At 70.8% G+C, this 25,580-nt stretch carries 22 protein-coding genes and 1 pseudogene; 9 read left to right on the top strand and 14 right to left on the bottom strand.

Going from position 1 to position 25,580, the window contains the following annotated elements; translation table 11 throughout:
* Positions 1-57: 57 nt before the first annotated feature.
* Both CG736_RS38195 and CG736_RS32040 read right to left on the bottom strand, forming a co-directional pair.
* A pseudogene (locus tag CG736_RS38195) lies at positions 58-986 on the bottom strand (NTP transferase domain-containing protein).
* A gap of 10 nt (positions 987-996) precedes the next feature.
* Positions 997-1,938 (bottom strand): MBL fold metallo-hydrolase, encoded by a 942-nt coding sequence (locus CG736_RS32040; protein ID WP_157815819.1) that lies wholly within the window; start codon positions 1,936-1,938, stop codon positions 997-999.
* A 210-nt stretch (positions 1,939-2,148) separates the two neighbouring features.
* On the opposite strand from CG736_RS32040, the gene manA reads away from it, so the two are divergent.
* On the top strand, positions 2,149-3,342 hold the full coding sequence (manA, locus tag CG736_RS32035; RefSeq protein WP_100589636.1) for a mannose-6-phosphate isomerase, class I: 1,194 nt from the start codon (positions 2,149-2,151) through the stop codon (positions 3,340-3,342).
* Here the strand turns inward: manA and CG736_RS32030 are convergent.
* Positions 3,339-3,896 carry an HD domain-containing protein gene (locus CG736_RS32030; protein WP_100589635.1) on the bottom strand — a complete coding sequence of 186 codons (558 nt, stop codon included), beginning with the start codon at positions 3,894-3,896 and terminating at the stop codon, positions 3,339-3,341. The genes manA and CG736_RS32030 overlap by 4 nt on opposite strands.
* Positions 3,897-4,003: 107 nt before the next feature.
* Between CG736_RS32030 and CG736_RS32025 the strand changes: the two genes are divergently transcribed.
* Entirely contained in the window at positions 4,004-5,215 is a 1,212-nt protein-coding gene (locus tag CG736_RS32025) for a GNAT family N-acetyltransferase (RefSeq protein WP_100589634.1), read from the top strand.
* 22 nt (positions 5,216-5,237) lie between these two features.
* On the opposite strand, the gene dnaB is transcribed toward CG736_RS32025, so the two are convergent.
* On the bottom strand, positions 5,238-6,731 hold the full coding sequence (gene dnaB / locus CG736_RS32020; RefSeq protein WP_043916617.1) for a replicative DNA helicase: 1,494 nt from the start codon (positions 6,729-6,731) through the stop codon (positions 5,238-5,240).
* Positions 6,732-7,309: 578 nt separating this feature from the next.
* On the opposite strand from dnaB, the gene CG736_RS32015 reads away from it, so the two are divergent.
* Entirely contained in the window at positions 7,310-8,656 is a 1,347-nt protein-coding gene (locus CG736_RS32015; protein ID WP_100589650.1) for an MATE family efflux transporter, read from the top strand.
* A 72-nt stretch (positions 8,657-8,728) separates the two neighbouring features.
* Here the strand turns inward: CG736_RS32015 and rplI are convergent, their stop codons facing one another.
* From rplI to rpsF, 4 genes are all read right to left on the bottom strand, one after another.
* On the bottom strand, positions 8,729-9,175 hold the full coding sequence (gene rplI, locus CG736_RS32010; RefSeq protein WP_035864395.1) for a 50S ribosomal protein L9: 447 nt from the start codon (positions 9,173-9,175) through the stop codon (positions 8,729-8,731).
* Positions 9,176-9,192: 17 nt separating this feature from the next.
* Positions 9,193-9,429, bottom strand: a complete 237-nt coding sequence (gene rpsR, locus CG736_RS32005) for a 30S ribosomal protein S18 (RefSeq protein WP_030457605.1) — start codon at positions 9,427-9,429, stop codon at positions 9,193-9,195.
* A 67-nt stretch (positions 9,430-9,496) separates the two neighbouring features.
* Positions 9,497-10,093, bottom strand: coding sequence for a single-stranded DNA-binding protein (locus CG736_RS32000; RefSeq protein WP_100589633.1), 597 nt, complete (start codon positions 10,091-10,093; stop codon positions 9,497-9,499).
* Positions 10,094-10,194: 101 nt separating this feature from the next.
* Complete coding sequence (rpsF, locus tag CG736_RS31995) at positions 10,195-10,485, bottom strand: 30S ribosomal protein S6 (RefSeq protein WP_100589632.1); 291 nt, start codon at positions 10,483-10,485, stop codon at positions 10,195-10,197.
* 236 nt (positions 10,486-10,721) lie between these two features.
* Between rpsF and CG736_RS31990 the strand changes: the two genes are divergently transcribed.
* The 3 genes from CG736_RS31990 to CG736_RS31980 all read left to right on the top strand — a co-directional run bounded on the left by CG736_RS31990 (position 10,722) and on the right by CG736_RS31980 (position 13,400).
* A complete protein-coding gene (locus tag CG736_RS31990; protein ID WP_100589631.1) occupies positions 10,722-11,027 on the top strand; it encodes a hypothetical protein in 306 nt (101 codons plus the stop codon).
* A 191-nt stretch (positions 11,028-11,218) separates the two neighbouring features.
* Positions 11,219-12,337: a peptidoglycan bridge formation glycyltransferase FemA/FemB family protein gene (locus CG736_RS31985; RefSeq protein ID WP_100589630.1), complete on the top strand. Its 1,119-nt coding sequence runs from the start codon at positions 11,219-11,221 to the stop codon at positions 12,335-12,337.
* Between the two features lie 31 nt (positions 12,338-12,368).
* The gene (locus CG736_RS31980) at positions 12,369-13,400 is read left to right on the top strand and encodes an alanine racemase (RefSeq protein ID WP_100589629.1); all 1,032 of its coding nucleotides are present in this window, start codon (positions 12,369-12,371) and stop codon (positions 13,398-13,400) included.
* Between the two features lie 67 nt (positions 13,401-13,467).
* On the opposite strand, the gene CG736_RS31975 is transcribed toward CG736_RS31980, so the two are convergent.
* From CG736_RS31975 to CG736_RS31960, 4 genes are all read right to left on the bottom strand, one after another.
* The gene (locus CG736_RS31975; RefSeq protein ID WP_100589628.1) at positions 13,468-15,012 is read right to left on the bottom strand and encodes a glycosyltransferase family 87 protein; all 1,545 of its coding nucleotides are present in this window, start codon (positions 15,010-15,012) and stop codon (positions 13,468-13,470) included.
* A 106-nt stretch (positions 15,013-15,118) separates the two neighbouring features.
* On the bottom strand, positions 15,119-15,859 hold the full coding sequence (locus tag CG736_RS31970; protein ID WP_100589627.1) for a hypothetical protein: 741 nt from the start codon (positions 15,857-15,859) through the stop codon (positions 15,119-15,121).
* Positions 15,856-16,305, bottom strand: a complete 450-nt coding sequence (locus CG736_RS31965; protein WP_100589626.1) for a hypothetical protein — start codon at positions 16,303-16,305, stop codon at positions 15,856-15,858. The genes CG736_RS31970 and CG736_RS31965 overlap by 4 nt, the downstream gene beginning before the upstream one ends.
* A 16-nt stretch (positions 16,306-16,321) precedes the next feature.
* Positions 16,322-18,547 carry a glycoside hydrolase domain-containing protein gene (locus CG736_RS31960; RefSeq protein ID WP_100589625.1) on the bottom strand — a complete coding sequence of 742 codons (2,226 nt, stop codon included), beginning with the start codon at positions 18,545-18,547 and terminating at the stop codon, positions 16,322-16,324.
* Positions 18,548-19,098: 551 nt separating this feature from the next.
* Here CG736_RS31960 and CG736_RS31955 point away from each other — a divergent pair.
* On the top strand, positions 19,099-19,608 hold the full coding sequence (locus CG736_RS31955) for an RICIN domain-containing protein (protein WP_157815818.1): 510 nt from the start codon (positions 19,099-19,101) through the stop codon (positions 19,606-19,608).
* A gap of 122 nt (positions 19,609-19,730) precedes the next feature.
* Here CG736_RS31955 and CG736_RS31950 read toward each other — a convergent pair whose 3' ends face one another.
* Positions 19,731-22,388 carry a transglycosylase domain-containing protein gene (locus CG736_RS31950; protein WP_232734312.1) on the bottom strand — a complete coding sequence of 886 codons (2,658 nt, stop codon included), beginning with the start codon at positions 22,386-22,388 and terminating at the stop codon, positions 19,731-19,733.
* Between the two features lie 296 nt (positions 22,389-22,684).
* Between CG736_RS31950 and CG736_RS31945 the strand changes: the two genes are divergently transcribed.
* Both CG736_RS31945 and CG736_RS31940 read left to right on the top strand, forming a co-directional pair.
* Positions 22,685-23,347 carry a PadR family transcriptional regulator gene (locus CG736_RS31945; protein ID WP_100589623.1) on the top strand — a complete coding sequence of 221 codons (663 nt, stop codon included), beginning with the start codon at positions 22,685-22,687 and terminating at the stop codon, positions 23,345-23,347.
* Between the two features lie 148 nt (positions 23,348-23,495).
* Positions 23,496-24,578, top strand: a complete 1,083-nt coding sequence (locus tag CG736_RS31940) for an inositol-3-phosphate synthase (RefSeq protein WP_100589622.1) — start codon at positions 23,496-23,498, stop codon at positions 24,576-24,578.
* A 159-nt stretch (positions 24,579-24,737) separates the two neighbouring features.
* On the opposite strand, the gene CG736_RS38190 is transcribed toward CG736_RS31940, so the two are convergent.
* Positions 24,738-25,502 carry a peptidoglycan-binding protein gene (locus CG736_RS38190; RefSeq protein WP_229847523.1) on the bottom strand — a complete coding sequence of 255 codons (765 nt, stop codon included), beginning with the start codon at positions 25,500-25,502 and terminating at the stop codon, positions 24,738-24,740.
* Between the last annotated feature and the right edge of the window lie 78 nt (positions 25,503-25,580).

The following is a 25,580-nucleotide window of genomic DNA, read 5'->3' as shown; positions in this document are numbered from 1 at the left end:
CCGCGGCCGGCGCCACCGCGCCGACCGGATCCACCGTCCCCCTGCCCGCCCCGCCGCTCACCGCTCCGCCGGGCCGTCCGCCTCGGCCGCCCACCGCTCGGCCAGCGCCGTCGCCTTCGCGGACGCCTCGGCCACCGCCGCCGCCCCGCCGCCGCCGCGCGCCGCCGCGTACCCGACCAGGAACGCCGTCAACGGCGCCGCCGGACGCTCCACGCCGTGCGCCACCACCCGCGTCATGTCCAGCAACCCCCGGACGTCCACCGTCAGGTCCAGCCCCAGTTCGGCGGCCGCCGCGGCCATCCACTCGTCCAATGTGCGCTCCATGACGCCCATGCTGCCCGATCCCGCGAGTCGCGGGCCGCAGGCCGCTTCCACCCGGAGCGCCACGCACCGGTCCCGGTGCCGGCGGCTCAGTGCTCCCCCGCCGCCCGCAGGCGGGCCGCTGCCAGTTCGTCCGGGGTGTCGCAGTCGAAGGACGCGCCCGTCGGGTCGGCGACCCGGGCCAGGCGCAGCGGGGCGGTCAGGGCGCGCAGGGGCCGGCCGGCTGGGTCGCCGAGCGCGGCGAGGGTCTCGCGCAGTGCGGTGGTGCGGTACGCGGCGGTCAGCGGCTGGTCGCGGCCTTCGGTGTCCACCAGCAGCGCGCCGTCCGCATCGCCGACGGCGGCCAGCAGTCGGGTCACCGTGGCGGTGTCGAGGAACGGCAGGTCCGCGGCGAGCAGCAGCACCAGCGGCGACGACACCTCGGGGAGCGCGGCGGCCACCGCCGCCAGCGGGCCGCCGCCGGGCGGGTCCTCGCGCAGCCAGTGCACGCCGGTGCGGTCGGTGGGCCGCCGCGGGCCGACCACCAGGATCCGGTGGGCGCCCGCACAGGCGGTCAGCACCCGGTCCAGCAGCGGCCGCCCGCCGACCGTCAGGGCCGGCTTGTCCGTGCCGCCGAGCCGTCGGCCCGCCCCGCCGGCGGCCACCACCGCGTCGTACTGCGTCATCCGGGCAGTATCACCGCTCGTCGCCCGGCTCGTCGTCCTGCTCGTCGACGATCTCCGCGTCGATGATGTCGTTGTCCTCCGGCGGAACCTGCGCGCGGCCGACGTTGGCCGCCGCGCCGAGCTCCAGGATGGCCGGCAGGGTCAGGCCGCCGTAGCGCTCGTTCACCGCGGTGGCGAGGGCCTCGGCGTCCCGCGGGTGGTCGGCCAGCGCCTCGTCGAAGTCGCGCAGGTACTCGGCGGTGAAGCCCAGGACGCGGTGCGCGGCGTCGTCCATGCCGGGGGCGCGGTGTCCGGCGATCACCCGGTCCACGCTCAGGTCGGCGATCCGGCCGAGGTTGTGCGACCACTGGCCGCGGGCAGCCGGGTCGGTGTCGGCCGTCCACACGTGGGTGCCGTTGTAGACGAAGTCGCCCGCGACCACGGTGTGGATGCTCGGCAGGTACACCACGGTGGAGCCCGCGCTGTCGGCCTGGCCGAGCGGCAGCACCCGGATCAGCTGGCCGTCGATCATCAGCGGCTGCGGGAGCAGCGGGGCGGGCAGCCGCGGCCGGTCGGGGATGTCGTCGCCGTACACCGGCTTCCACTGCGCCACCTTCGCCGCCGCGGTCTGCCGGATGCCCTCCACCACCGACGGCGCGGCCAGCAGCTGGGCGTCCGGGAACAGCCGGAGCACCTCGTCCGCGCCGAAGTAGTGGTCCGGGTGCTGGTGGGTGACCACGATCGCCAGCAGTTGGCGGCCCTTGCCGGCGATCCACTCGGCGAGTTCCCGGCCCGCGCTGCGGGTCAGCTGGGCGTCCACCAGGATCGCCGTGCGCTCGCCCATGATCAGGCTGGAGGTGGCGAAGAACGCGGTCTCCGGGCCGGTGAAGACGTCGACCGCCAACGGGGGGAAGGGCGGCGCGGCGCCCGCCCCACGGCCCTCGGCGTTCTCGTCGGGCGGTGACGCGGTCACGGCTGCTCCCCTGGTCGGTGTCGGTGGCGGGACCGATCGGCCCCGGTTACCGTCCCAGCCTCTCCGGAACACCCGTCCGATGCCGGTTGGCGCGCCCAGGAGAGTGATCACTGGCACCATCGGGCGGCCAGGTGCGTCAGCTATTGTCGGTGGTCCTCGCGCACTGGCCACCGCAGCGCACGCATGTCCGCACGTATCCGGGAGTACTTGATGGACCGGCTCGACAACACCGTCCGCGACTACGCCTGGGGGTCGGCCACCGCCATCCCCGAGCTGCTCGACCGGCCCGCCACCGGTGAGCCGCAGGCCGAGCTGTGGATGGGCGCCCACCCCGGCGCGCCCTCGGTGGTCGACCGCGGCAACGGCCCGGCGCCGCTCGACCGGGTGATCGCCGCCGACCCGGCGGCCGAGCTCGGCGCCGCCGCCGTCGCGCAGTTCGGACCCACCCTGCCGTTCCTGCTGAAGGTGCTGGCCGCCGCCACCCCGCTGTCCATCCAGGCCCACCCCACCCGCGCCGAGGCCCGGGCCGGCTACGCCGACGAGGAGCGGCGCGGCATCCCGGTCGACGCGCCGCACCGCAACTACAAGGACGACAACCACAAGCCCGAACTGATCTGCGCGCTCAGCGAGTTCGAGGGCCTGTGCGGCTTCCGGACGCCCGCCGACGCGGCCGACCTGATGGCCTCGCTGGAGGTGCCCGGGCTGGAGCCGCTGATCGACCTGCTGCGCACCAAGCCGGAGGCCGAGGCGCTGTCCGGCGCGCTCGCCGAGGCGCTCGCGCTGACGGACGAGCAGGGCCGGGCCACCGTGGACGCCGTGGCCCGCGCCGTCACCGCCGCCGCCCCGTCCGACCCGACGGGTGCGATGGCCGGCTACGCCTTCGCCGCCGCCGAGTACCCCGGCGACCGCGGCCTGGTCGCCGCCCTGCTGCTCAACTACGTCCGCCTGCAGCCCGGCGAGGCCCTCTACCTCGGCGCCGGCCTGCCGCACGCGTACCTGCGCGGCACCGGCGTGGAGATCATGGCCAACTCCGACAACGTGCTGCGCTGCGGGTTCACCCCGAAGCACGTGGACGTCCCCGAGCTGATGAAGGTGGTCGGCTTCGAGAGCGGCAGCCCGGAGATCATGCGCCCCGAGCCCGGCACGGACGGCGAGCGGCTCTACCCGGTGCCGATCGACGAGTTCCGCCTCTCCCGCTACGACCTCGCCGAGCACCCCGTCGCCATCCCGGGCGACGCCCCGCAGATCCTGCTCTGCACCGGCGGCACCGTCGAACTCGCCTCCGAGGGGCAGACATTGACGCTTCGCCGGGGCGAGTCGGCGTTCCTGCCGGCGAACGGCGCGAAGACCGCGCTGACCGGCCCCGGCGCGACGGTCTTCCGCAGCACCGTCACCCTCGCCTAACTCGTCGGGAGGAGCGCCTGGTACGCCAGGCGCTCCTCCGCGCCGTCGCCGATCGCGGCGAGCAGTTCGTCCAGGACGAGGAACGCCTCCCACCGCTCGCCGCCACCGGCCCGGACCAGGGCGGTGACCAGCAGGTCCTCCAGGACCGGGACGCGCTTGTTCTTCCAGGCCTGGTCGGCGAGGGACACCAGCAGGTCCTCGACGCCGGTGTCCGGGCCCCAGGTCGCGTGGCCGGCCGCGAAGCGCGCCAGGCGCGGGGCGACGCCCGCCGTCAGCAGCAGTTCCCGGCCGGCCGGCTCGTGCGCCGATCCGGGGGCGGACAGTTCCGCCCGGTGCACGGCCTTACCGATGTCGTGGGTGGCCGCGCCGAACAGCACCGCCGCCCGGTCGAACTCCAGCGCCGGGCAGTGCGCCGCTGCCCGGTCCACCAGTCGCACCGCCACGTCGTGCACCAGCCGCAGGTGCGCCACCAGCCGCGGCGGCGCCGCCAACTCGGCCAGCAGCAGCGTCACTTCGTCCGGCAGCAGGCACAGTGGCAGGTCGTCGTGGTCCATCACGGCGGGTGAAACCACCAGCCGAAAATTCGCTTGACCCAGTGGCGGGCCGCCGCTTGCACTGGGGCGGGCACCTGGCCGGACGACTGCGGGGAGGCAGCACAGCCATGGAGATTCGTTCCACCACCGAGAAGGACCTCGACGTCTTCGTCGACACCGTGTTCGCGGCGTTCGGGAAGCACCCGACGTCGCCGGAGGAGGACGGCGGCGGGGTCTGGTGGTCGGCGCTCGAACCCGAGCGCGGGCTGCTCGCCGTCACCGAGCAGGGGCGGCCGGTCGGCACCGCGTGCGCGTACTCGTTCGAGTTGACGCTGCCCGGCGGGTCGACCGTGCCGGTGGCCGGCATCAGCTGCGTCGGCGTGCTGCCCACCCACCGGCGGCAGGGCATCCTCACCGAGATGAAGCGCCGTCAGCTCGCCGACCTGCGCGAACGCGGCGAGATCATGTCGGTGCTGCTGGCCTCCGAGGCGGTGATCTACCGGCGGTTCGGCTACGGCCCGGCGACCTACACCCGGCGGCTGACCGTGCCCCGGCACCGGGCCGCGCTCACGCCGCCGCGGGCCGGCCAGGAGCCCGCCGGCACCGTCGAACTGCTCCCGCTCAGCGACTGCCGCGAGCTGGTGGAGCAGGTCTACGACCGCTACCGCCGCACCCAGCCGGGCGCGGTCTCCCGCCCGCCGCGCTGGTGGTCCCGGCGGGCCGGGCACCCGCCGACCGCCCCCGCCCAGCGCTGGATCGCCCTCCACCGGGACGCCGACGGCACCCCGGACGGGTACGCCTGCTACTCCCTCGACGACTCGCTGGCCATGCTGGTCGACGAGACCGTCGCGCTCGACGACGCCGCGTTCACCGCGCTGGCCCGCTGCCTGCTCGGCCACGACCTGGTCACCGAGGTCGCCTTCCGGCACTTCCCGCCGGGGAACCCGCTGCGCTGGCAGCTGACCGACTTCGCCGCCGGCGCGATCACCAACGACACCGACTGGCTCTGGGTGCGGCTGCTCGACGTCCCGCGCGCCCTCACCGCCCGCGGCTGGTCCGCGGACGGCGAGCTCGTCCTGGACGTCGACGACCCGTTCCTCGGCGAGCGGACCCGCCACCTGCTGACCGTCCGCGACGGTCAGGCCGACTGCACCCCGACCGACCGCGAGCCCGACCTGTCGCTGGACATCAGCGACCTCGGCTCGATCTACCTGGGCGGCACCGCCCCGAGCACCCTGGTCCGGGCCGGCCACATCCGCGCCCACCACCCGGCCGCGGCCGCGCTGGCCGACGCCATGTTCCGCGCCGAACGCGAACCGCACTGCCTGCACTGGTTCTGACGGCGCGCCGCCTCACCGTCCGTCAGGTCACGTCGCGGGTCATGTCCACGAAGCGCGAGTAGTGGCCCTGGAAGGCGACGGTGATGGTGGCGGTCGGGCCGTTACGGTGCTTGGCCACGATCAGGTCCGCCTCGCCGGCCCGCGGGGACTCCTTCTCGTAGGCGTCCTCGCGGTGCAGCAGGATGACCATGTCGGCGTCCTGCTCGATCGAGCCGGACTCACGCAGGTCGGAGACCATCGGCTTCTTGTCGGTGCGCTGCTCGGGGCCACGGTTCAGCTGGGAGAGCGCGATCACCGGGATCTCCAGCTCCTTCGCCAGCAGCTTGAGGTTTCGGGACATGTCCGAGACCTCCTGCTGGCGGCTCTCCGCCCGCCGCGAGCCGCCGGCCTGCATCAGCTGCAGGTAGTCGATGACCACCAGGCGCAGGTCGTTGCGCTGCTTCAGCCGGCGGCACTTGGCGCGGATCTCCATCATCGACAGGTTCGGCGAGTCGTCGATGTACAGCGGCGCCGCGCTGACCTCGGGCATCCGCCGGGCCACCCGCGTCCAGTCGTCGTCGGTCATGTTGCCGGAGCGCATGTGGTGCAGCGCCACCCGGGCCTCCGCCGACAGCAGGCGCATGGCGATCTCGTTGCGGCCCATTTCGAGCGAGAAGATCACGCTCGGCAGGTTGTTGTGGATCGAGCAGGCCCGGGCGAAGTCCAGCGCCAGGGTGGACTTACCCATGGCGGGGCGGGCCGCGATGACGATCATCTGGCCGGGGTGCAGGCCGTTGGTGAGCTGGTCGAAGTCGGCGAAGCCGGTGGGGACGCCGGACATCTGGCCGGACCGGGAGCCGATCGCCTCGATCTCGTCGAGCGCGCCCTCCATGATGTCGGCGAGCGGGGCGTAGTCCTCGTTGGTGCGCTGCTCGGTGACGGCGTAGATCTCGGCCTGGGCGGCGTTGACGATGTCGTCCACGTCGCCCTCGGCGGCGTAGCCCATGCCGGCGATCCGGGTGCCGGCCTCGACCAGGCGGCGCAGCACGGCGCGCTCGTGGACGATCTCCGCGTAGTACTCGGCGTTGGCCGCGGTCGGGACGGAGTTGACCAGGGTGTGCAGGTAGGAGGCGCCGCCGACGCGGACCAGCTCGCCGCGCTTGGTGAGCTCGCCGGCCACGGTGATCGGGTCGGCGGGCTCGCCGCGGGCGTAGAGGTCGAGGATCGCGCCGTGGATCAGCTCGTGGGCGGGCCGGTAGTAGTCGGCGGGCTTGAGCACCTCGACCACGTCGGCGATGGCGTCCTTGGACAGCAGCATGCCGCCGAGCACGGACTGCTCCGCCGCCAGGTCCTGCGGGGGGACTCGTTCGAATCCCTCGCTGCCGCCGAAGCCGGTCTCGCCGTCGCGGTCGCGCCGCTCGCCCTTGCCGGGGAAGCGGTCGCCCTTTCCGCCGCCGTCACGGCGCTGGAAGCCCCCGCCGCCGCCCTGCCCACCGGAGCCGTTGGCGGCGTTGTTCGAACGACGGGTGGCGGGCAGGCGGTCGCCGGGACCGTCGGGGAAGGCGTCGAGCGGGAAGGCATCGTCGGACGGCTGCCAGTCGTCCTCCGGGGGCGGAGGGGCTTCGTGGTCGTCGTACTGGGGGCCGGTCACGCGTGTTCCCCGATCAGCGGTTGGTGCGAGTTGGTGCGGGCCTGTCCGGTGCGGGCGCTCTGTCTTTCATACGCCACCGAGCCGACAGTTCCGGCTGTGTGCGGGGCGGTGTCGCGCGGCCACCGGGGTCTGGTCCGGAGCCACGGTACGGGGGTCCGGGCGGTTCCTCCAAGACGGTTATCCACAGGCCATGTGGATAACTGCTCGGAGGCTGTGGAGAACCCCCGGAAAGCTGTGCACAACCCTGTGGACACCGCTGTGGATAACCACACGATCGCCCCGGTGTCAACTCGCTGACCTGCGGCGACCTTTTCCCCACCCTGTGCATGAGAAATTCTTCACACAGCTGGGGACGGGACCGCCCGGCTGTTCGATCGGCCGTTCGATCCACCGTCCGTCCACAGGTCCGGTAAGAGCCAAAAGGCACTAGCGATCATTACCTGTGGATGAGTAGGGTGGACGTCATGCCCGCGACGCCCACCCGTCCCGCCCCCACGGCCGAACGCCGCCGCCACGACCGCGAGATCCTCGCGCTCGCGGTCCCGGCGTTCGGCGCGCTGGTCGCCGAACCGCTCTTCCTGATGGCCGACTCCGCGATCGTCGGCCACCTCGGCACCGCCCAGCTGGCCGGCCTCGGCATCGCCTCCGCCGCGCTCACCACCGCCGCCGGGATCTTCGTCTTCCTCGCCTACGCCACCACCGCCGCGGTCGCCCGCCGGATCGGCGCCGGCGACCGCCGGGCCGCCGTCCAGCAGGGCATCGACGGGATCTGGCTGGCCCTGATCCTCTCCGCGGGCATGGTCGTGCTCACGCTGGCCCTCGCTCCGCAGGCCGCCCACCTGCTCGGGGCCTCCCCCACCGCCGCCCCGTACGCCGTCACCTACCTGCGGATCAGCGCCCTCGGCGTGCCCGCGATGCTGCTGGTGCTGGCCGCCACCGGCGTGCTGCGCGGGTTCCAGGACACCCGCACCCCGCTGCTGGTGGCGATCGGCGGGTTCGGCGCCAACCTGCTGCTCAACCTCGGCCTGGTGTACGGCGCCGGCCTCGGGGTGGCCGGCTCCGCCTGGGGCACCGTGATCGCGCAGAACGCGATGGCCGCCGTGTACGTGGCCGTGGTGGTCCGCGGCGCCCGCCGGGAGGGCGCCGGGCTGCGGCCCGACCTGGCCGGCATCAAGGCCTCCGCCCGGGCCGGCGGCCCGCTGGTGGTGCGCACCCTGAGCCTGCGCGCCTCGCTGCTGCTGGCCACCGCGGTGGCCGCGCACCTGGGCGACGCCGAGATCGCGGCCCACCAGATCACCATGACCATCTGGTCGTTCATGGCCTTCGCGCTGGACGCCGTGGCGATCGCCGGGCAGGCCATCATCGGCCGCTACCTGGGCGCCGGCGACCTGCCGGGCACCCGGGCGGCGACCCGGCGGATGGTCGAGTGGGGCGTCGGCGCGGGCGTGCTGCTGGGCCTGCTGATGGTGCTGGCCCGGCCGCTGTACGTCCCGCTGTTCACCGACGACCCGTCGGTGCGGGGGCTGCTGTCCACCGTGCTGCTGCTGGCGGCGCTGACCCAGCCGATCGGCGGCCTGGTGTTCGTGCTGGACGGCGTGCTGATGGGCGCCGGCGACGGCCGCTTCCTGGCCTGGGGGATGCTGGCCGCGCTGCTGCTGTTCACCCCGGCCGTCCTCGCGGTGCCCGTGCTGGGCCTCGGCCTGGCCGGGCTGTGGTGGGCGATGAACCTGTTCATGCTGGCCCGGGCCGCGGTCCTGGCCGGCCGGATACGCACCGGCCGCTGGATGGTGACCGGCGCCGTCCGGGCGTAGCCCGTCGACGGCACGGCGAAGGGGCCGGACTCCGAGTGGAGTCCGGCCCCTTCGTCAGCTCTGCGGCAGAGATCAGGCAGCGACGACGGCGACGTCGAGGTTGGCCTGAACGTCCGAGTGCAGCTTGACCGAGACCTTGTGGGTGCCCACGGTCTTGATCGGCGAGGCGATCGCGACGGCGCGCTTGTCCACGGCCGGGCCGTTGGCGGCCTTGATGGCCTCCACGACGTCGGCCTGGGTCACCGAGCCGAACAGGCGGCCGGCGTCGCCGGAGCGAACGGCCAGCTTGACCTGCAGGCCCTCGAGCTTGGCCTTGACCTCGTTGGCGGCCTCGAGGGTCTGGATGGCGTGGATCTTCCGGGCGCGACGGATGGCGTCGACGTCCTTCTGACCGCCCTTGGTCCAGCGGATGGCGAAGCCACGCGGGACCAGGAAGTTGCGGGCGTAGCCGTCCTTGACCTCGACGACCTCGCCGGCGCTGCCGAGGCCGGGGACCTCGTGAGTGAGGATGATCTTCATTGTTCGGTCACCCTCTCTTAGCGCGTGGTGGAGGTGTAGGGCAGCAGGGCCATCTCACGGCTGTTCTTCACGGCCGTGGCGACGTCACGCTGGTGCTGGGTGCAGTTGCCGGTGACCCGGCGGGCACGGATCTTGCCGCGGTCGGAAATGAACTTCCGCAGCAGGTTCGTGTCCTTGTAGTCCACGTAAGTGGCCTTGTCCTTGCAGAAGACGCAAACCTTCTTCTTGGGCTTGCGAGCAGGCGGCTTCGCCATTGTGTGCTCCGTTAAGTACGAGATCTGTCAGCGTGTCCGGGCCCGTGCGGGCCCGGCCGAGCGCCGCTTAGAACGGGGGCTCTTCCGAGTAGCCGCCACCACCGGACGGGGCGCCCCAGCCGCCGCCCTGCTGGCCGCCGGACGGGGCGCTGGACGCCCACGGGTCGTCGGACGGGCCGGACTGACCGCCGCCGGAGTTGCCACCCCAGCTGCCGCCACCCTGGTTGCCGCCGCCGTACCCGCCGCCGCCCTGCTGGCCGCCGAAGCCGCCACCGCCACCGCCGCCGGGACCGCCGGAGCGGTTGGCGCGGGTGACCTTGGCGGTCGCCGAGCGCAGGCTCGGGCCGACCTCATCGACCTCGACCTCGAAGACCGTCCGCTTCTCGCCTTCCTTGGTCTCGTAAGACCGCTGGCGCAGTCGGCCCTGCACGATCACGCGCATGCCGCGCTGCAGCGACTCGGCCACGTTCTCCGCCGGCTGACGCCAGACGTTGCACGTGAGGAAGAGGCTTTCGCCGTCCTTCCACTCGTTGGTCTGACGGTCGAAGGTGCGCGGGGTCGACGCGATGCGGAACTTGGCCACCGCGGCGCCCGACGGAGTGAAACGCAGCTCGGGGTCGTCGACGAGGTTGCCGACGAGGGTGATGACGGTCTCGCCTGCCATGTGGTGATGACCTCTCGGAAAGAAGTTCTGCGGTGCTCGTCAGCGGTGTTCCACGTGGAACACCGGACGCGAGCCCTCCGGCGCGTACGCCGGAAGTGGGCTCAGTGGGTGTCCGGGCGCAGGACCTTGGTCCGCAGAACCGACTCGCTCAGGCTGAGCTGGCGGTCGAGCTCCTTGACGACCTCGGGCGTGGCCGTGAGGTCGATGACCGAGTAGATGCCCTCGGACTGCTTGTTGATCTCGTACGCCAGGCGACGACGGCCCCAGGTGTCGATCTTCTCAACCTTGCCGCCGCCGGTGCGGACGACGTTGAGGAAGCTCTCGATCAGGGGGGAGACAGCGCGCTCCTCGACCGACGGGTCGAGGATGACCATCACCTCGTAGTGACGCATGTGTAACCCACCTCCTTTGGACTCAACGGCCACGGTCTCTCCGTGGCAGGAGGGTTGTGCGCGTCGGCACCGATGGTCCGGGCATGCGGGCACGCCCTACACCAGTGCAGAGGGGCCAGCCTACCGGGTGAGCCGACCGGCGGACAAAACGCCAGGACCCCGGGGTTGTCATTTCTGTCATACCAGTATCAATCTGGACAGAACGAACGTTCCCTCCACCACAGGAGGTGGGTCCTATGGCGCAGAACGTCCACCGGCCGCAGTTCACCCTGAACACCGACGGCAACCCGCACCCGCGGGAGAACGCCCTGGTCGGGGTCACCCTGCTGCTCGGCGCGGTCGCCTTCGTCACCTCGTTCTTCTACAACCTCCACCTGCTCAGCTCGTGGACCGGACTGGCCGGGGTGGTCACCGGGATGATCGGCCTGTTCGTCTCGGTCACCACGGCCGAGCGCTTCCTGGTGGTGATCGGGACGGGCGCCGCCGCGTTCGGCCTGTTCCTCGGAGTGGCGCACGGCGGACTCTTCGGGGGCGTGTGGTGACCCCCGCGCGCGGTGGAACCGGGTGAACCCGACCACCGGCGCGCAACCCCCACTGCCCTCCCGGCGTACTACCTGTGCTCAGCAGGTACGAAACGGGGGGGCACAGCCATGTCGGACCGTTTCCCGGTCGAATCGGACCATTCGGGCGATAGGGTCACCCTGGGTAAGTCTGACGAGGAGGAGCACGGAGCATGAGCCTGCGTCTGCGGACGATCACGCGTGAGGAACACCTGGCATTCGTGCAGAGCCGGCCCTCGGCCAGCCACATGCAGGTGCCCTCCTGGGCTGACGTCAAGGCGGAGTGGCGCGCCGAGAGCCTCGGCTGGTTCGACACCGCGGGCGAGCTGGTCGGCGCCGGGCTGGTGCTCTACCGCCAGCTGCCCAAGGTGAAGCGGTACCTGGCGTACCTGCCCGAGGGCCCGGTCATCGACTGGTTCGACCCGGACCTGGACCGCTGGCTGAAGCCGATGCTGGCGCACCTGAAGTCGCAGGGCGCGTTCTCGGTGAAGATGGGCCCGCCGGTGGTGGTCCGCCGCTGGGAGGCCGCCACCATCAAGGAGGCGATCGCCTCCAAGGAGGCCAAGCGGCTGCGCGACGTCGAGCCGGACTGGTCCGAGCCGCGCGCCCTGGAGGCCGCCGAACGCCTGCGCCGCTCCGGCTGGCTGCAGGGCGAGGACGGCGGCGCCGGCTTCGGCGACGTGCAGCCCCGCTACGTGTTCCAGGTCCCGCTCGGCGGCCGTTCGCTGGACGACGTCCAGCGCGGCTTCAACCAGCTGTGGCGGCGCAACATCAAGAAGGCCGAGAAGACCGGCGTCGAGGTGGTCCAGGGCGGCTACGAAGACCTCGCGGTCTTCCACAAGCTGTACGTGACCACCGCCGAACGCGACCACTTCACCCCCCGCCCGCTGTCCTACTTCCAGCGGATGTGGAAGGCGCTCACCGCCGAGGACCCCAACCGGATGCGGCTCTACCTCGCCTACCACGACGGCGAACCGCTGGCCGCCACCACCATGCTCACCGTCGGTGAGCACGTCTGGTACTCCTACGGCGCCTCCGCCAACCACAAGCGCGAAGTGAAGCCGTCCAACGCCGTCCAGTGGCGGATGATCCGCGACTCGTACGCGCTCGGCGCGAGCGTCTACGACCTGCGCGGCATCAGCGACACGCTGGACGAGGACGACCACCTGTTCGGACTGATCCAGTTCAAGGTCGGCACCGGCGGACAGGCCGCGGAGTACCTCGGCGAGTGGGACTACCCGCTCAACAAGCTCCTGCACAAGGCGCTCGACCTCTACATGTCGCGCCGCTGAGCTCAGGTCGGACCTTTACAGGGAGAACGTGATGACCCTGACGATGTACGTGGACGGCGACCGCTGGCGGGCGCACCAGCGCGGGCTGCTGGCCGAGTTCCCCGGGCTGGTCCCGGTCGCCAAGGGCAACGGCTACGGCTTCGGCAACCGGCGGCTCGCCGAGGAGGCGGCCCGGCTGGGCAGCCCCGTGCTGGCCGTCGGCACCGCGGACGAGGCGGCGGCGACGGCCGACGCCTTCCCCGGCGACCTGCTGGTGCTCACCCCGTACCGGGCCGGCGAGCCCGAGGCGGAGCTGCCCGCCGACCGGGTGATCCGCACCGTCGCGCACACCGAGGCGCTGGCCGCGCTGCCCGCCGGCGCCCGCGTGGTGATCGAGTGCATGACCGGCATGCGGCGGCACGGCGTCCGGGTCGGCGAACTCCCCGAACTCCCGGTCGGCCACCTGGCGTTGGAGGGCTTCGCGCTACACCTGCCGCTGGACCGGCCGGACGGCTCCGACCCGGTGGACGAGGTCGCCGAATGGGTCCGGGCGATCGGCGCGGCCGGGCTCCCCACCGACGTCGTCTACCTCAGCCACCTGGCCGCCAAGGACGTGCGACGGCTGGCCGAACGCCACCCCGACACCGAGTTCCGCTCCCGGATCGGCACCCGGCTGTGGCTCGGCGACGTGGGCGCGATGTCCTCCCGGGCCACCGTCCTGGACGTCACCCCGATCGGGCGCGGCGAGCGGTACGGCTACCGGCAGCACAGGGCCCCGTCCGGCGGCCACCTGCTGGTGGTCAGCGGCGGCACCGCGCACGGCGTCGGCCTGGAGGCCCCCAAGTACGTGCACGGGATGCTGCAGCGCCTCAAGGGCCTGGCCCGGGCCTGCCTCGCCACCCTGAACCGGACGCTCTCCCCGTACAGCTGGCAGGGCAAGCAGCTGTGGTTCGCCGAGCCGCCGCACATGCAGGTGTCGATCCTGTTCCTGCCCGGCGAGCACAAGGCGCCCGCGGTCGGCGACGAACTGGCGCTGACCGTCCGCCACACCACCACGCACTTCGACCGGGTGGTCGAACGCTGAGGCGGCCGCCGCAACGGCCGAAGCCCGACCGCCGGGGAGGCGGTCGGGCTTCGGCGTTCCCGCGGAGCTACTTCGGCTGCGGGGCGGGCTCGGGCTCGACCAGCCAGTCGGCCTCGCCCTGCGGGGCGTACTCGGCGTAGCTCGCCTCCTCGCGCAAGCCGCGGGCCGAGCCGAGCACGAACCGGTCCGGGGCGCCGTCCAGCACGCCGCCGGACGGGTCGTCGCTCCCGTCCCAGCGCACCGGGTCGCGGTCCGGGTAGAGGATGTCGCGGACCACCAGGTAGCAGATGTACAGGGTGCCGACCAGGTGCAGGGCGATCGCGAAGTGGTACCACTGCAGGTCGATGCCGTGGTGCTTGGCGTCGCCGTTGTAGGCCAGGTACGACCAGATGCCGAGGAAGTACAGCACCTCGCAGGCCTGCCAGATCAGGAAGTCCCGCCAGCGCGGCCGGGCCAGCACCGCGAGCGGGATCAGCCAGAGCACGTACTGCGGCGAGTACACCTTGTTGGTCAGCACGAACGCGGCGACCACCAGGAAGGCCAGCTGGGCGAAGCGCGGACGGCGCGGGGCGCTGATCGCCAGCCAGCCGATCGCCAGGCAGCTGAGCACCAGCAGGCCCGCGATCCAGGTGTTCAGGCTCTCCAGGTGCTGCCCGTTGCGCACGGCCTGCATCAGGATCAGCCAGAACGAGCCGTAGTCCTCGGTGCGGACCTGGCTGAAGCTGTAGAAGGTCAGCCAGCCCTTCCAGTTCGCCAGCATGATCGGCACGTTGACGATCAGCCAGGAACCGGCGGTGCCGCCGAAGACCAGGCCGAACTCCTTCCACTTCCCGGACCGCAGGCACAGGACCAGCAGTGGGCCCAGCAGCAGCACCGGATAGAGCTTGGCGGCGGTGGCCAGACCGATGAACACACCCGCCCACACCGGCCGGGACCCGGACCAGTACGCCATCGCCACGGCGGCCAGCGCCACCGCGAGCAGGTCCCAGTTGATGGTGGAGTCCAGCGCCAGGCACGGAGCGAGGGCGAACAGCAGCGCGTCCCACGGGCGGCGGCGCTGGGTGCGGGAGACCGCGACCACTGCGACCACCGCGCAGATCATCAGCATTCCGGCGTTGACCAGCCAGAACCACTGCTCGCGGCTCATCATGTCGCCGTTGTGAGTGGTCAGCCAGGCCGCGATCTGCATGAACAGACCGGTCAGCACCGGGTACTCCAGGTACTGCATGTCCGCCGAACCCTGCGGGATCGGGTCCAGGTACGGGCGCCCGCCGTCCGCGAAGCCGCGCCCCGAGAACAGGTGCGGGATGTCGCTGTAACAGGCGTGCGTGTACTGGCTGGTGGCGCCGAAGAACCAGCCGCTCTGGTAGCACGAGGCCTTCTGGAACAGGCCCAGCAGGAAGACCACCACCGCGACCACCGCGAGGAACCTGGCCGGCGTCCACCAGGACACCCCGAGCAGCGCCCGACGCCCCGGCGGGCCGCCCAGCAGCTCGCTGCCGGCCTCCGAGACCGGGTCCTCGTCCGCGGGCACCACCACGGTGTTCGGCAGCGGCCCCGCGGCCGGAACCGGCCCGGGCGCTGGGGTCTCGTCACGCAGGCTGGACGTCATGGCGCACATACTGCCGCACCCTCGCCCGCAACCGAAGAGGGGCACGGGATCGCCGTTCGCGGTCCGGTGCCCCTCTGTGGCGGTTTCGCCGGGATTCGGCGAGAGGTCAGGCCTGTCGGCCGGCCAGGCGCTCCGCGGCCTGCAGACGCTCGGGCTGGAGCGGATCGGTCATGCTCCCCGCGCCCCGTCCCGGGGTGAAGGCCCACTCGCGGAACTTCCAGGCGACGTCCGCGATCCGCCGGTCGTCGGGGGCGACGTCGATGTAGAACAGGGACTCGTCCGGCACCCGGTCGTCACCGCCCCACCGCACGACGCCCTCGCAGTCGGCGAGGATGTCCCGGATCGTGAGCACCTCCAGCGGATAGAACCCCCCGCGGACGCCGGAGGGGTAGGAGCCGGGGCGGATCTGCACCGCGGTGCCGGACGCTTGGTTGGACTCCGCCAGGTTCCGGCGCACCGAGGCCGGCGCGCGCCAGCCGACCACGTCGCCCTCCCGGAGGGCGTCGACCTCGTAGTGGAACCTGCTGATCACGTGGACGAGGACCGTCTCGACGTCACCCATCCGCACCTGGACGCCCAGCGGCGTGCCCGGCACCGGACGGGTGTAGACGTGGCCGCGGTCGTCCACGACCTTCTCCATGTCCCACCCGTTCTTCGACGCGGCGCCCTCCCGCACCCGGGCCTCCCGCTCCCTGGTCTCCCGCGTCAACTCGCGCAACCGGTCGCGGTCGGGGGCGGGCGTCGCGGCATGGCCGGGCACCGCGAACAGCTGTGATCCGATCGCGGCGCCTGCGGCGACGCCGATGGCACGGCGCAGCACGGTGCGCCGCGGAATGTTCGCCGTCACGTGGTTCTCTCCTTGCTTCGAACGATCGCGAATACGGTGAGCATCACGGCGCAGACCACCAGCACGGCCAGCACCGGGTTGACGTACGAGGGGACGACGACGGAAGCCGTGCGGCCGTCGGGTCCGAGGCAGCCGAACCGCAGCGGGACGAACGACGGGGAGTACCCCACGACCCGTCCGTCCAGCGCCGCATCGCACGCCCGGGCCTCGCTGTAGTCGTCGGCCATGAACAGGTACAGCAGGCCCCAGACGTAGAGACCGATCGTCATGGCCCACGCCAGGGCGGAGGCGGCCACCAGGGCCGCCGCACGGGACGCGGCGGCCTTGGCGCGGAGCAGGCCCCTGACGCCGTAGAAGATCAGCCCCGGGGTGGCGAGGAGACCGATCAGCAACATCAGGAGGATGACGGTGCCGTCGTGTCTGGCGAACGGTTGGTCTGCGGGCATCGGACCTTCAACTCCACTATCGATTACGGGAGATGGCGTTGTACTTCTCCATGATGTAGTAGAGCCCCATCCGCTTCTTGGCCTCTTCGAACGCCTCCGCTCCGGGCCCCTGGTAGCGGCGCAGCACGTCGTAGATCTCCGAGTCCACGTAGTCCAGGCGCGGCGGCCTCATCGCGGGCGACTTGTCGTCGCCGTCGGGCTTGCCGGCGATGTCCCACATGTGGATCAGGAAGACGCTGGTGAGAGCGGACGTCTCGGAGTCGTACGAGCTCTTCCAGGCGTTGTACAGGTGCTCGTCGTTGGTCCGGTCGGCGATGCCCCGACCGGTGATGAGCCCCTGCGCGAGGCAGTAGTTCCAGGCGCCGGTGAGGGTGAGCCCGCGCTGCTTGGCGATTCCGGTGGACGTGTCCTTGAACTTCCCGACGGTGTTGAACAGCGAGATGGTGGCCAGCCAGGCCGCCTCGTCCACCGGCTCGATGTGCCGCATCTCCCAGTACGCCGACGTCTGGACCAGCGCCTTGCGCAGCTTGTACTTGACGGAGAGTTCGGTGATCAGGTCGTCGTGGTCGATCACCGTGCTCTGGAAGCACTTCCAGTGCTGGTAGCTGCGGGTGCCGCCGTCGATCGGGTAGCCGAGGGACTCCATGTACTTGCCGACGTCGGTCTGCATGGCGGGGACGACGCTCGGGTCGAGCCGGACGTCGGCCCGCGCGGGGCGCCCCGGGTCGAAGCTGCCCTGTCCGGTGTCCCGCCCGGAGGCGATGTTGTTGTCGATGTTGATCGCACCGTCGGCGGTGCCGACCGTGCGCGTCACGATCTGGTCGTACGCCCAGTCCGCGGGCAGCGGGTAGCCGTAGTTGCCGGAGAACCCGTAGGACATGTCGGACACGAAGGAGGCCGTCGAGTGTCCGGCCCTGGCCACCCGGGTGCACACGTTCCGCGGGCCGTACACGCCGATCCGGTACCGGTTGCCGTCGTCGGCGATGGCGTCCTGGATGCCCTTGAAGTGGGGCAGCACGTTCGAGGTGATGTCGGAGTCCATGGCGTCGAAGTCGACGGCGAAGTAGATCCGCGTCCCCTGCTGGAACCCGTGGTCCATGGCGGCGTTGACGGCGGCCTGGCCCGCCGTGCGTCCCGCGATGTAGGTGAAGTTCGACGCGTCCCGACCGTACGTCTGGTAGATCGGGAAGCACCTCAGCCCGGCGTTGGCGATGGTCTGGAGCTCGCCCTCCTGGATCGCCTTCTCCGGCAGGTCCTCCGGCTTCACCACCACCACCGGGTTGGTGAGGTAGCGCCCGACGTAGGTGATGCCCTCGGCCTTCAGCGCCGCCGCCCGGGCCGGCGTGATCCGGGTGACGCAGTCGCACGCCGCGCCCTTGCGGGACTGGTCGCCGTACGAGATCAGCAGCGAGGCCCAGGTCGAGAAGTCGCCGTTCCCGGTGGCCGGGAGGCCGACGAACGACTGGAAGTTCCGCACGAGGCCGGCGGTGGTGCTGTCGAAGGTGCTGCTGAACGCGATCGGCTGGTCGTTGAGGATCATCGCGGCCGAGAACAGCGAGGCCCAGGTGCCCTGCGACCCCGTGGACACCGGGTGGGACCGGATGCCGCTCTGGGTGCCGGGGCCGAAGACGCCGTTCGCGACGCCGTCGGCCATCCCCAGCTCGTACTGGATGGCCAGCAGCATGGCCTTCGCGACGTCGCGGGAGTTGTGGCCGTCGCACGGGATGACGAAGAAGTCCTGGCGGTTCAGGTAGCGGCCGTTGAGCCACTGCTGGACGCTGCGGGTCGCCTCCGAACCGGAGTTCACGCTGACGTACGCGTCCATGTTCAGCAGCGCCTTGAAGACCTTGGGCGTCAGGTCACTGCCCGCGGACAGGCCGACGACCCCCATGTCGGTCTTGAGCTTCGTCATGCCGGCCTGGACACCGGGGTTGTAGCTGCCGTCCAGGCTGCCGCCGTCGTAGCCCTTGCAGTACAGGGCGGACTGGATGATCTTGCAGAAGTTCTCCGACGGCATGTTCCCGCTGTTCAGCACCGGGTACTTGGCCGTCAACGTGGACAGCGTGGTGGGCCCGAAGCTGTTCGACAGGCTCGTGATGCCGAGTTCGAGCTGAAGGGCCCGGGTGAGCGCGTACATGGTGGACCAACCGGTCCGCCCGTCTTCCTCCACTGTCATGCCGATCCGGCTCCCGTAGATCAGGTTCACGAAGCTCTGCGCTCGGCGCACCATTTCGTCGGCCACTGCGGTCTCCTCCTCAGGATCAACCGGACAACAAGGTGAAAGCAGCGGAACCCGGCACAATCGCAGGAAAACTCCCGGTCGCCGCCGGATCGCACGGGATCATTCGCGAGCCGCGGAAACTCCCCCGAATAGGGCGACGCGAAAATAGAGAATCACCGAGAACAGCACGAAATCCCCCCGATGCGAGGGGCTGAACCCTGCGCCCTCCCCCAGGCACGGGGCTACCGGACCCCGAGCAGGACCCTGCCGCCCGGACCGGCAGGCGTCAAGAGTGACGTGGATCACAGCGCAGGTTAATGGGATCGCCAAATTTCTTCCATGGCTCCGTCCCTAAGATGTGCACGCACCAGAGACTTGCGATCCCGTCACCGAGCCGATCCCGCGCTCAAATCGGACATTCGACGATAAAGTCCATGCCACCCATGGTTCGTCGGCGTTCTCCGGTCATTTCCACCGCTATTCCCCCGGCCCCGCCCACCGGCAGGCGCCCGCGGAGAGCCCGACACCTTGGGCGTCAGTGACCGGCCATGTCACTCGATGAGGAGAAACTGATGAAGAAGCTCGCGTCCCGCATGCTCAAGCGCCGGATGGCCGCCGTGGTCGTCTCCGCCACCGCTCTCATCGCCACCGGCCTCACCGCCACCCCCGCCAGCGCCGACGGTGGGATCGAGATCAGGCTCAAGGACGGCTACTGCCTCGACATCCCCAACGGCAACGCCGTCGCCGGCGCCCAGATCCGGGAGTGGACCTGCAACGGCAGCATGGCCCAGCGGTGGGCCTTCGCGTCCGTCGACTCCACCCACTTCCTGATCTACAGCTACGACAACCACACCCTCTGCCTCAACAACTGGGAGGGCGGGGACAAGACCGGCAACCACATCAAGCTCTACACCTGCGCCAACAGCCCCGACGGCTCCTTCAACTGGGTCTACAAGGGCACCGGCATCCAGATGCAGCCCCGTGTCGCCTCCCAGAACTGCCTCAACGCCTGGGGCGGCAGCGCCCAGGGCGCCGAGATCCGCCTCTACCCCTGCCTGGACGTCCCCAACGAGAACTTCTGACGGGGAGTCCGCCGGCCTTCGGACTCCAGTGACGGGACGGTGAGTGGGACCGTCCGACGAAACGAGAAGGCCGGAGGTGGGATCCCACCTCCGGCCTTCCTCAACTCTCCTGCGCCGTGGCCCTACTGGCCGCCCATCAGGCCGACCAGGTTGCCGGCGCCGCCGTTGCCGCCGCCCCCGGCTCCCGGGCTGGGACTGGCGCTCTCGGTCGGGCTCTTGCTCGGCCTGGGCGACCGGCTCGGGCCGCAGTTCCCGTTCCCGTTTCCGTTGCCGTTGCCCTGGCAGGTCGAGGTGGAACTCGGCGGCGGCGAGACCGGTCCCTCCGGGGACTTGCTGGCGGGCGGCTCGGCGGGTCCGGTCGGCTCGCCCGGGGACGCCGAGGTGGAGGCGGAGGCGCTGGACGACGGGCTGGCCGGGGCGCCCGAGGAGTCGACCTCCTGGCCCCACGGGGTCGCGGCCTGGAAGTTCTTCGGGTTGCCGGGGCCTATCACCTTCATGTACCGGGTGAACACCTCGGCGGGGAAGTCACCACCGTGGATCTCGTTCTTGCCGCCGGTGCCGTCGAGCGACTGCAGACCCGACTTGTTCGCCGGGTCCTCGCGCCACATGCCGACCGAGGTGGTCAGGCTGTTGGTGTAACCCACCCAGAAGGCGGACTTGCCGCCGTCGGTGGTACCGGTCTTGCCGGCCACCGGGAAACCCAGCTCGTTGGTCTTGCTGCCGGTGCCGTTCTTCGCCACGTTCTGCAGCACCTCGGTGATGTTGTCGGCGACCACCGGGTCGAGCACCTGCTTCGGCGCCGGCTTGGTGAAGCCGGGCAACTCCTTGCCACCGGACAGCACCTTGCTCACCGAGTACGGGTCGGTCTGCTGGCCGCGGGCCGCGAACACCGAGTAGGCCGAGGCCATCCGGATCGCCGACGGGGTCGAGGTGCCGAGCGGGAAGGTCAGGCTGCTGGCCGGCGCGAGGGTGTCCTCGTGCAGGCCCAGCTTCATCACCATGTCCCTGACGTTCTTGTTGCCCGCATCCTGGCCCAGCTGCACGAACGGCACGTTGTACGACCACTGCATGGCCTGCTTGAGCGTCACGTAGCCCTTCTGGCCGGGCTCGCTGTTGCGCTGCTTGTACGGCTTGCCGTCGTCGCCGATGGCCGGGGTGCCGTCCTTGGTGTAGATCGGGGCCAGGTTGTCGGCCAGGTACTTGGAGTCCTGGTTGATCTTGGCCGGGGTGCCGTCCTCACCGTTCTTGGTGAGCACCCCGTTCTGCATCGCGGTGGCCAGCACGAACGGCTTGAAGGTCGAGCCGACCGGGACACCGACCGCGTCCGCGTTGTTGGTGTAGTGGTTGTTCTCGATGCCCTTGCCGCCGTAGAGGGCGATGATCGCGCCGTCGTTCGGCACCACCGAGGCCGCGCCGATCTGGACGTTCTGGTCCTCGGCCCGCTTGTCCGGGTGCAGGTTGGCGGCCTCGAAGTCGTCGACCGCCTTCTTCAGGGCGTCGACCTTGTCCTTCTGGAACGTGGTGTAGATCTGGAAGCCGCCGCGGTCGAGCCGCTGCTGGTTGAGGTTCTTGTCCTTGGCCGCCAGGAACTTGTTGGCGGTGTCCACCAGGTAGGAGACCTCGCCGTTCAGGCTGGCCGGGGCCTTCACCGCGATCGGCTCGGGGAACTTCGGCCCGCACTTGGCGCGGTCCTCGGCCGTGATCGTCTTGGTGGCCTGCATCCGGTCCAGGACGTAGTTCCAGCGCTCCTGCATGCGGTCGTGGTTGCCGGTGTTCAGGGTCGGGTCGTACAGCGCCGCACCCTTCAACAGGCCCGCCAGCATGGCGCTCTGACAGATGTCCAGCTTGTTGGCGTCCACCCCGTAGTACGCCTGCGCGGCGGCCTGGACGCCGGTCGCGCCGCGGCCGTACCAGCTGGTGTTCAGGTAGCCGGTGAGGATCTTGTCCTTGTCGTCGCTGATCTTCAGCGCGATGATGAATTCCTTGGCCTTGCGGCTGAGCGTCTGCTCCTGGGACAGGTAGACGTTCTTCACGTACTGCTGGGTGATGGTCGAACCGCCCTGGGTCTCGCCACCGGTCGCCATGTTGTAGACGGCGCGGGCGATGCCCTTGGGGTCGATGCCCTTGTCGGTGCGGAAGGTCTCGTTCTCGGCCGCGATCACCGCGTCCTGCGCCGGACGGCTGATCTCCGAGAGCTCCACCCACTGCTTGTTGGTGTCGCCCTTGCGGGCCATCTCGGTGCCGTCGGCCCAGTAGTAGATGTTGTTCTGGAGGTCGATCGACGCCTTCGCGTCCGGCACCGGGATCAGCGCGAACGCCGCGCCTATGGCCGCCACGCTGCCGCCGAAGAAGATCAGGAACAGGCTCAACGACTGCTTCCAGGACGGCATCCACCGCTTGAAGCCGGACTTGCCGAAGCGCGGGTAGTCGATCAGCCGCTTCTTGCCGGGCTTGCCCGGCTTGCCGTTGCGGCCGGCGCTCCGGCCGTTCGGCGGACCCTCCGAACCTCCGCCGCCACCACTGCCCTTGCGGGACTGCTTGCGCATCTCCGCCCGGGTCAGCCGGGGCTGCTGGGCAGTCTCCCGCACCGCGCGCCGGGGGCCGGGGGCCGCCGCCGGACCGGGACGGCCGGGACCGGCCGACGGCTCGCGCGACTCGGGCGCGTAGTCGGGTGCTCCCTCGACCGGGCTGCCGTAGGCATACGGGCGCCCGGCGGACGCCCGCCTGGAGGGCGGCTGCTCGCCCCCGGGGTTGGCCGACCTACGCCGGTGTTCGCTCATCTCTCAGCAGCTCCTCGGTCCGGGTGCACAGGCGACAGAGTACGGCTCCCTGAAAGGTGTCCAATCGGGCATTGGAAGCCAACCAGGACGAACCGACCGGGATTTATTGCACGGCCGTTGCCCAAAGCCCTTGTGATCGCGGTTACGTGTGCCCCTCTTGCTCCTTTCGTGACCCAGGGTTACTGTTGCCGATATATCGAGCCGATACATCGGCACGACACATCGGCCCGGCATACCCCGCGGGCCGGGCCCGGCATCCGACGAGCAGGACCCCGCGACGGAAGGAGGAAGGCGGTATGAGCCGACGCTCCGGCGTTCTCGAATTCGCCGTCCTCGGCCTGCTCCACGACGCGCCCATGCACGGCTACGAGCTGCGCAAGCGGCTCAACGTCCTGCTGGGCTCGTTCCGGGCCTTCTCCTACGGAACGCTCTACCCGTGCCTGAAGAGCCTGGTCGCCCAGGGCTTCCTGGTCGAGGACAACCCGGACGTCGAGTACGTCCCGGCCACCGCGCTCAACGGCAAGCGGTCGAAGATCGTCTACCGGCTCTCCGCCGAGGGCAAACAGCGCTTCGAGGAGCTGCTCGCCGAGTCCGGGCCGGACGCCTGGGAGGACGAGCACTTCGGTGTCCGCTTCGCCTTCTTCGGCCAGACCGACCGGGCCGTCCGGATGCGCGTGCTGGAAGGCCGCCGCAGCCGGCTGGAGGAGCGGCTGGAGCGGATGCGCAGCTCGATCGCCCGCACCCGCGAACGGTTCGACGACTACACCCTCGAACTCCAGCGCCACGGCCTGGAGTCCGTGGAGCGCGAGGTCCGCTGGCTCAACGAGCTGATCGAGACCGAGCGCGCCACCAGAAACGGACGCGGCCCCGCGTCCCCCCCAACTTCGGACGGCCGTGGCCAGGCCGTCGGGTCCTCGGACCCGCCCGGGCCACCGTACGACCGCCCGGGGCGCTCCTGACCGGAGCGCTGTAGCAGCACCGCGCCGGCCTTGCCGCCGCTCGCGGCGAGGCGTGGGCGCCCCGCGCGCCCGTCAGACAGTCAGAACAGATGTGGAACGAGTGTCGTCACACCACGGCGACTCTCATGAGATTCAGGGAGCAACCGGAATGGGTTCGGTTCGCGTAGCCATCGTCGGCGTGGGCAACTGCGCCGCCTCGCTGGTGCAGGGTGTCGAGTACTACAAGGACGCCGACCCGGCCGGTAAGGTCCCCGGCCTGATGCACGTCCAGTTCGGCGACTACCACGTGAAGGACGTCGACTTCGTCGCCGCCTTCGACGTGGACGCCAAGAAGGTCGGCTTCGACCTGGCCGACGCCATCGGCAACAGCGAGAACAACACCATCAAGATCTGCGACGTGCCGCCGACCGGCGTCACCGTCCAGCGCGGCCACACCCTCGACGGCCTGGGTAAGTACTACCGGGAGACCATCGAGGAGTCCGACGAGGCCCCCGTCGACGTCGTCCAGATCCTCAAGGACCGCCAGGTCGACGTCCTGGTCTGCTACCTGCCGGTGGGCTCCGAGAACGCCGCCAAGTTCTACGCCCAGTGCGCCATCGACGCCAAGGTCGCCTTCGTGAACGCCCTCCCGGTGTTCATCGCCGGCACCAAGGAGTGGGCCGACAAGTTCACCGAGGCCGGTGTCGCGATCGTCGGCGACGACATCAAGTCCCAGGTCGGCGCGACCATCACGCACCGCGTGATGGCGAAGCTGTTCGAGGACCGCGGTGTCATCCTCGAGCGCACCATGCAGCTGAACGTCGGCGGCAACATGGACTTCAAGAACATGCTCGAGCGCGAGCGCCTGGAGTCCAAGAAGATCTCCAAGACCCAGGCCGTCACCTCGCAGATCCGCGACCGTGAGCTGGGCGCCAAGAACGTCCACATCGGCCCGTCCGACTACGTCGCGTGGCTCGACGACCGCAAGTGGGCGTACGTCCGCCTCGAGGGCCGCGCGTTCGGCGACGTCCCGCTGAACCTGGAGTACAAGCTCGAGGTCTGGGACTCCCCGAACTCGGCCGGTGTCATCATCGACGCCGTGCGCGCCGCGAAGATCGCCAAGGACCGCGGCATCGGCGGCCCGATCCTCTCCGCGTCCTCCTACTTCATGAAGTCCCCGCCGGTGCAGTACTTCGACGACGAGGCCAAGGAGAACGTCGAGAAGTTCATCCGCGGCGAGGTCGAGCGCTGAGCGCAGCGAAGCCTGCTCGCTGAAGAGGCGCGCGCGCTGAGCGCAGCGAAGCCTGCTCGCTGAACAGGCGAGCGCGCTGAGCTTCAAGCTCTGAGCATTGACGTTCGTCACGCTCTGCCGGAGGGCCGTCCCGTTTTCACGGGGCGGCCCTCCGTCGTGTCAGGACCAGGCCGCGTTCCAGGTGACCGGCCCGACCACGCCGTCCACCGACAGCCCGTGCCGCTGCTGGAAGGCCCGGCAGATGCCGGCCGACGCGGGCCCGTACCAGCCGTCCGCGGTGATCACCCACCCGCGCCAGGCCATCCGCCGCTGCCACGTCAGGACGTCGTCCCCGTGCAGCATCGGCGACTGCACCCGCAGGTACCGCCCCGGCCACTGCGGCGCCCCGGGCGTGGTCGGCTGCCCGGACGTCCGCGCCGCCGGGATCCCCCCGAGCGCCGGATCCGCCGACACCGTCCCCTCCGGATACGCCGGGACCCCGTACCCGTACGGCGACCCGGGCCCGCGCCGCGCCCGCGACTTCCGGTAGACCCCGTCGCCCTCGGTGGAGCCGGAATCGTTGGTGTTGCCCTCCACGGTGTAGATGGTGTCGGCGTCGTAGGCGTAGACGACTCCGGTGTGGTCGCCGCCGCCGGGGCCGAGGTAGAAGGGGCCGCCGAGGACGGGGTAGGGGGTCCAGCGGTTCTGGCGGCGCCACCAGGCGACGGCGTCGAGGCAGGACGCCGTCATCGGCCACAGGTTGTCCATGCCGGTGCGGTGGGCGGCCCAGGCCTCGAAGGTGGCGCACCAGGGTTGGCCGTCGGACCATTCGAGGCCGGGGGTTTCCTCGCTGTAGCGCTGGCGGTTGTTCCAGGTGCCGTCGGCGTCGCGGCCCTCGTGGTAGCCGACCTGGCCGAGGAGTAGGGCAGTGAACTCGTCTCGCATTGGGGAGCCTCCCGTCGTTCCGAGATGGTTCTTCCCCTGTGAGTGCCCAACGACCTCGGAGTGGCGGTGTCACCGGTG

Source organism: Kitasatospora sp. CB02891 (assembly GCF_002803145.1).
GTDB lineage: Bacteria > Actinomycetota > Actinomycetes > Streptomycetales > Streptomycetaceae > Kitasatospora > Kitasatospora griseola.
The sequence above is the reverse complement of the archived record's forward strand: the minus strand, read 5'-3'. Positions and strand labels throughout refer to the sequence as shown.

Coding starts and splice junctions, on each gene's coding strand:
- manA (WP_100589636.1), top strand. CDS start 2,149: ATGGACCGGCTCGACAACACCGTCCGCGACTACGCCTGGGGGTCGGCC.
- CG736_RS32030 (WP_100589635.1), bottom strand. CDS start 3,896: ATGGACCACGACGACCTGCCACTGTGCCTGCTGCCGGACGAAGTGACG.
- CG736_RS32025 (WP_100589634.1), top strand. CDS start 4,004: ATGGAGATTCGTTCCACCACCGAGAAGGACCTCGACGTCTTCGTCGAC.
- CG736_RS32015 (WP_100589650.1), top strand. CDS start 7,310: ATGCCCGCGACGCCCACCCGTCCCGCCCCCACGGCCGAACGCCGCCGC.
- rplI (WP_035864395.1), bottom strand. CDS start 9,175: ATGAAGATCATCCTCACTCACGAGGTCCCCGGCCTCGGCAGCGCCGGC.
- rpsR (WP_030457605.1), bottom strand. CDS start 9,429: ATGGCGAAGCCGCCTGCTCGCAAGCCCAAGAAGAAGGTTTGCGTCTTC.
- CG736_RS32000 (WP_100589633.1), bottom strand. CDS start 10,093: ATGGCAGGCGAGACCGTCATCACCCTCGTCGGCAACCTCGTCGACGAC.
- rpsF (WP_100589632.1), bottom strand. CDS start 10,485: ATGCGTCACTACGAGGTGATGGTCATCCTCGACCCGTCGGTCGAGGAG.
- CG736_RS31990 (WP_100589631.1), top strand. CDS start 10,722: ATGGCGCAGAACGTCCACCGGCCGCAGTTCACCCTGAACACCGACGGC.
- CG736_RS31985 (WP_100589630.1), top strand. CDS start 11,219: ATGAGCCTGCGTCTGCGGACGATCACGCGTGAGGAACACCTGGCATTC.
- CG736_RS31980 (WP_100589629.1), top strand. CDS start 12,369: ATGACCCTGACGATGTACGTGGACGGCGACCGCTGGCGGGCGCACCAG.
- CG736_RS31975 (WP_100589628.1), bottom strand. CDS start 15,012: ATGACGTCCAGCCTGCGTGACGAGACCCCAGCGCCCGGGCCGGTTCCG.
- CG736_RS31965 (WP_100589626.1), bottom strand. CDS start 16,305: ATGCCCGCAGACCAACCGTTCGCCAGACACGACGGCACCGTCATCCTC.
- CG736_RS31955 (WP_157815818.1), top strand. CDS start 19,099: ATGAAGAAGCTCGCGTCCCGCATGCTCAAGCGCCGGATGGCCGCCGTG.
- CG736_RS31950 (WP_232734312.1), bottom strand. CDS start 22,388: ATGAGCGAACACCGGCGTAGGTCGGCCAACCCCGGGGGCGAGCAGCCG.
- CG736_RS31945 (WP_100589623.1), top strand. CDS start 22,685: ATGAGCCGACGCTCCGGCGTTCTCGAATTCGCCGTCCTCGGCCTGCTC.
- CG736_RS31940 (WP_100589622.1), top strand. CDS start 23,496: ATGGGTTCGGTTCGCGTAGCCATCGTCGGCGTGGGCAACTGCGCCGCC.
- CG736_RS38190 (WP_229847523.1), bottom strand. CDS start 25,502: ATGCGAGACGAGTTCACTGCCCTACTCCTCGGCCAGGTCGGCTACCAC.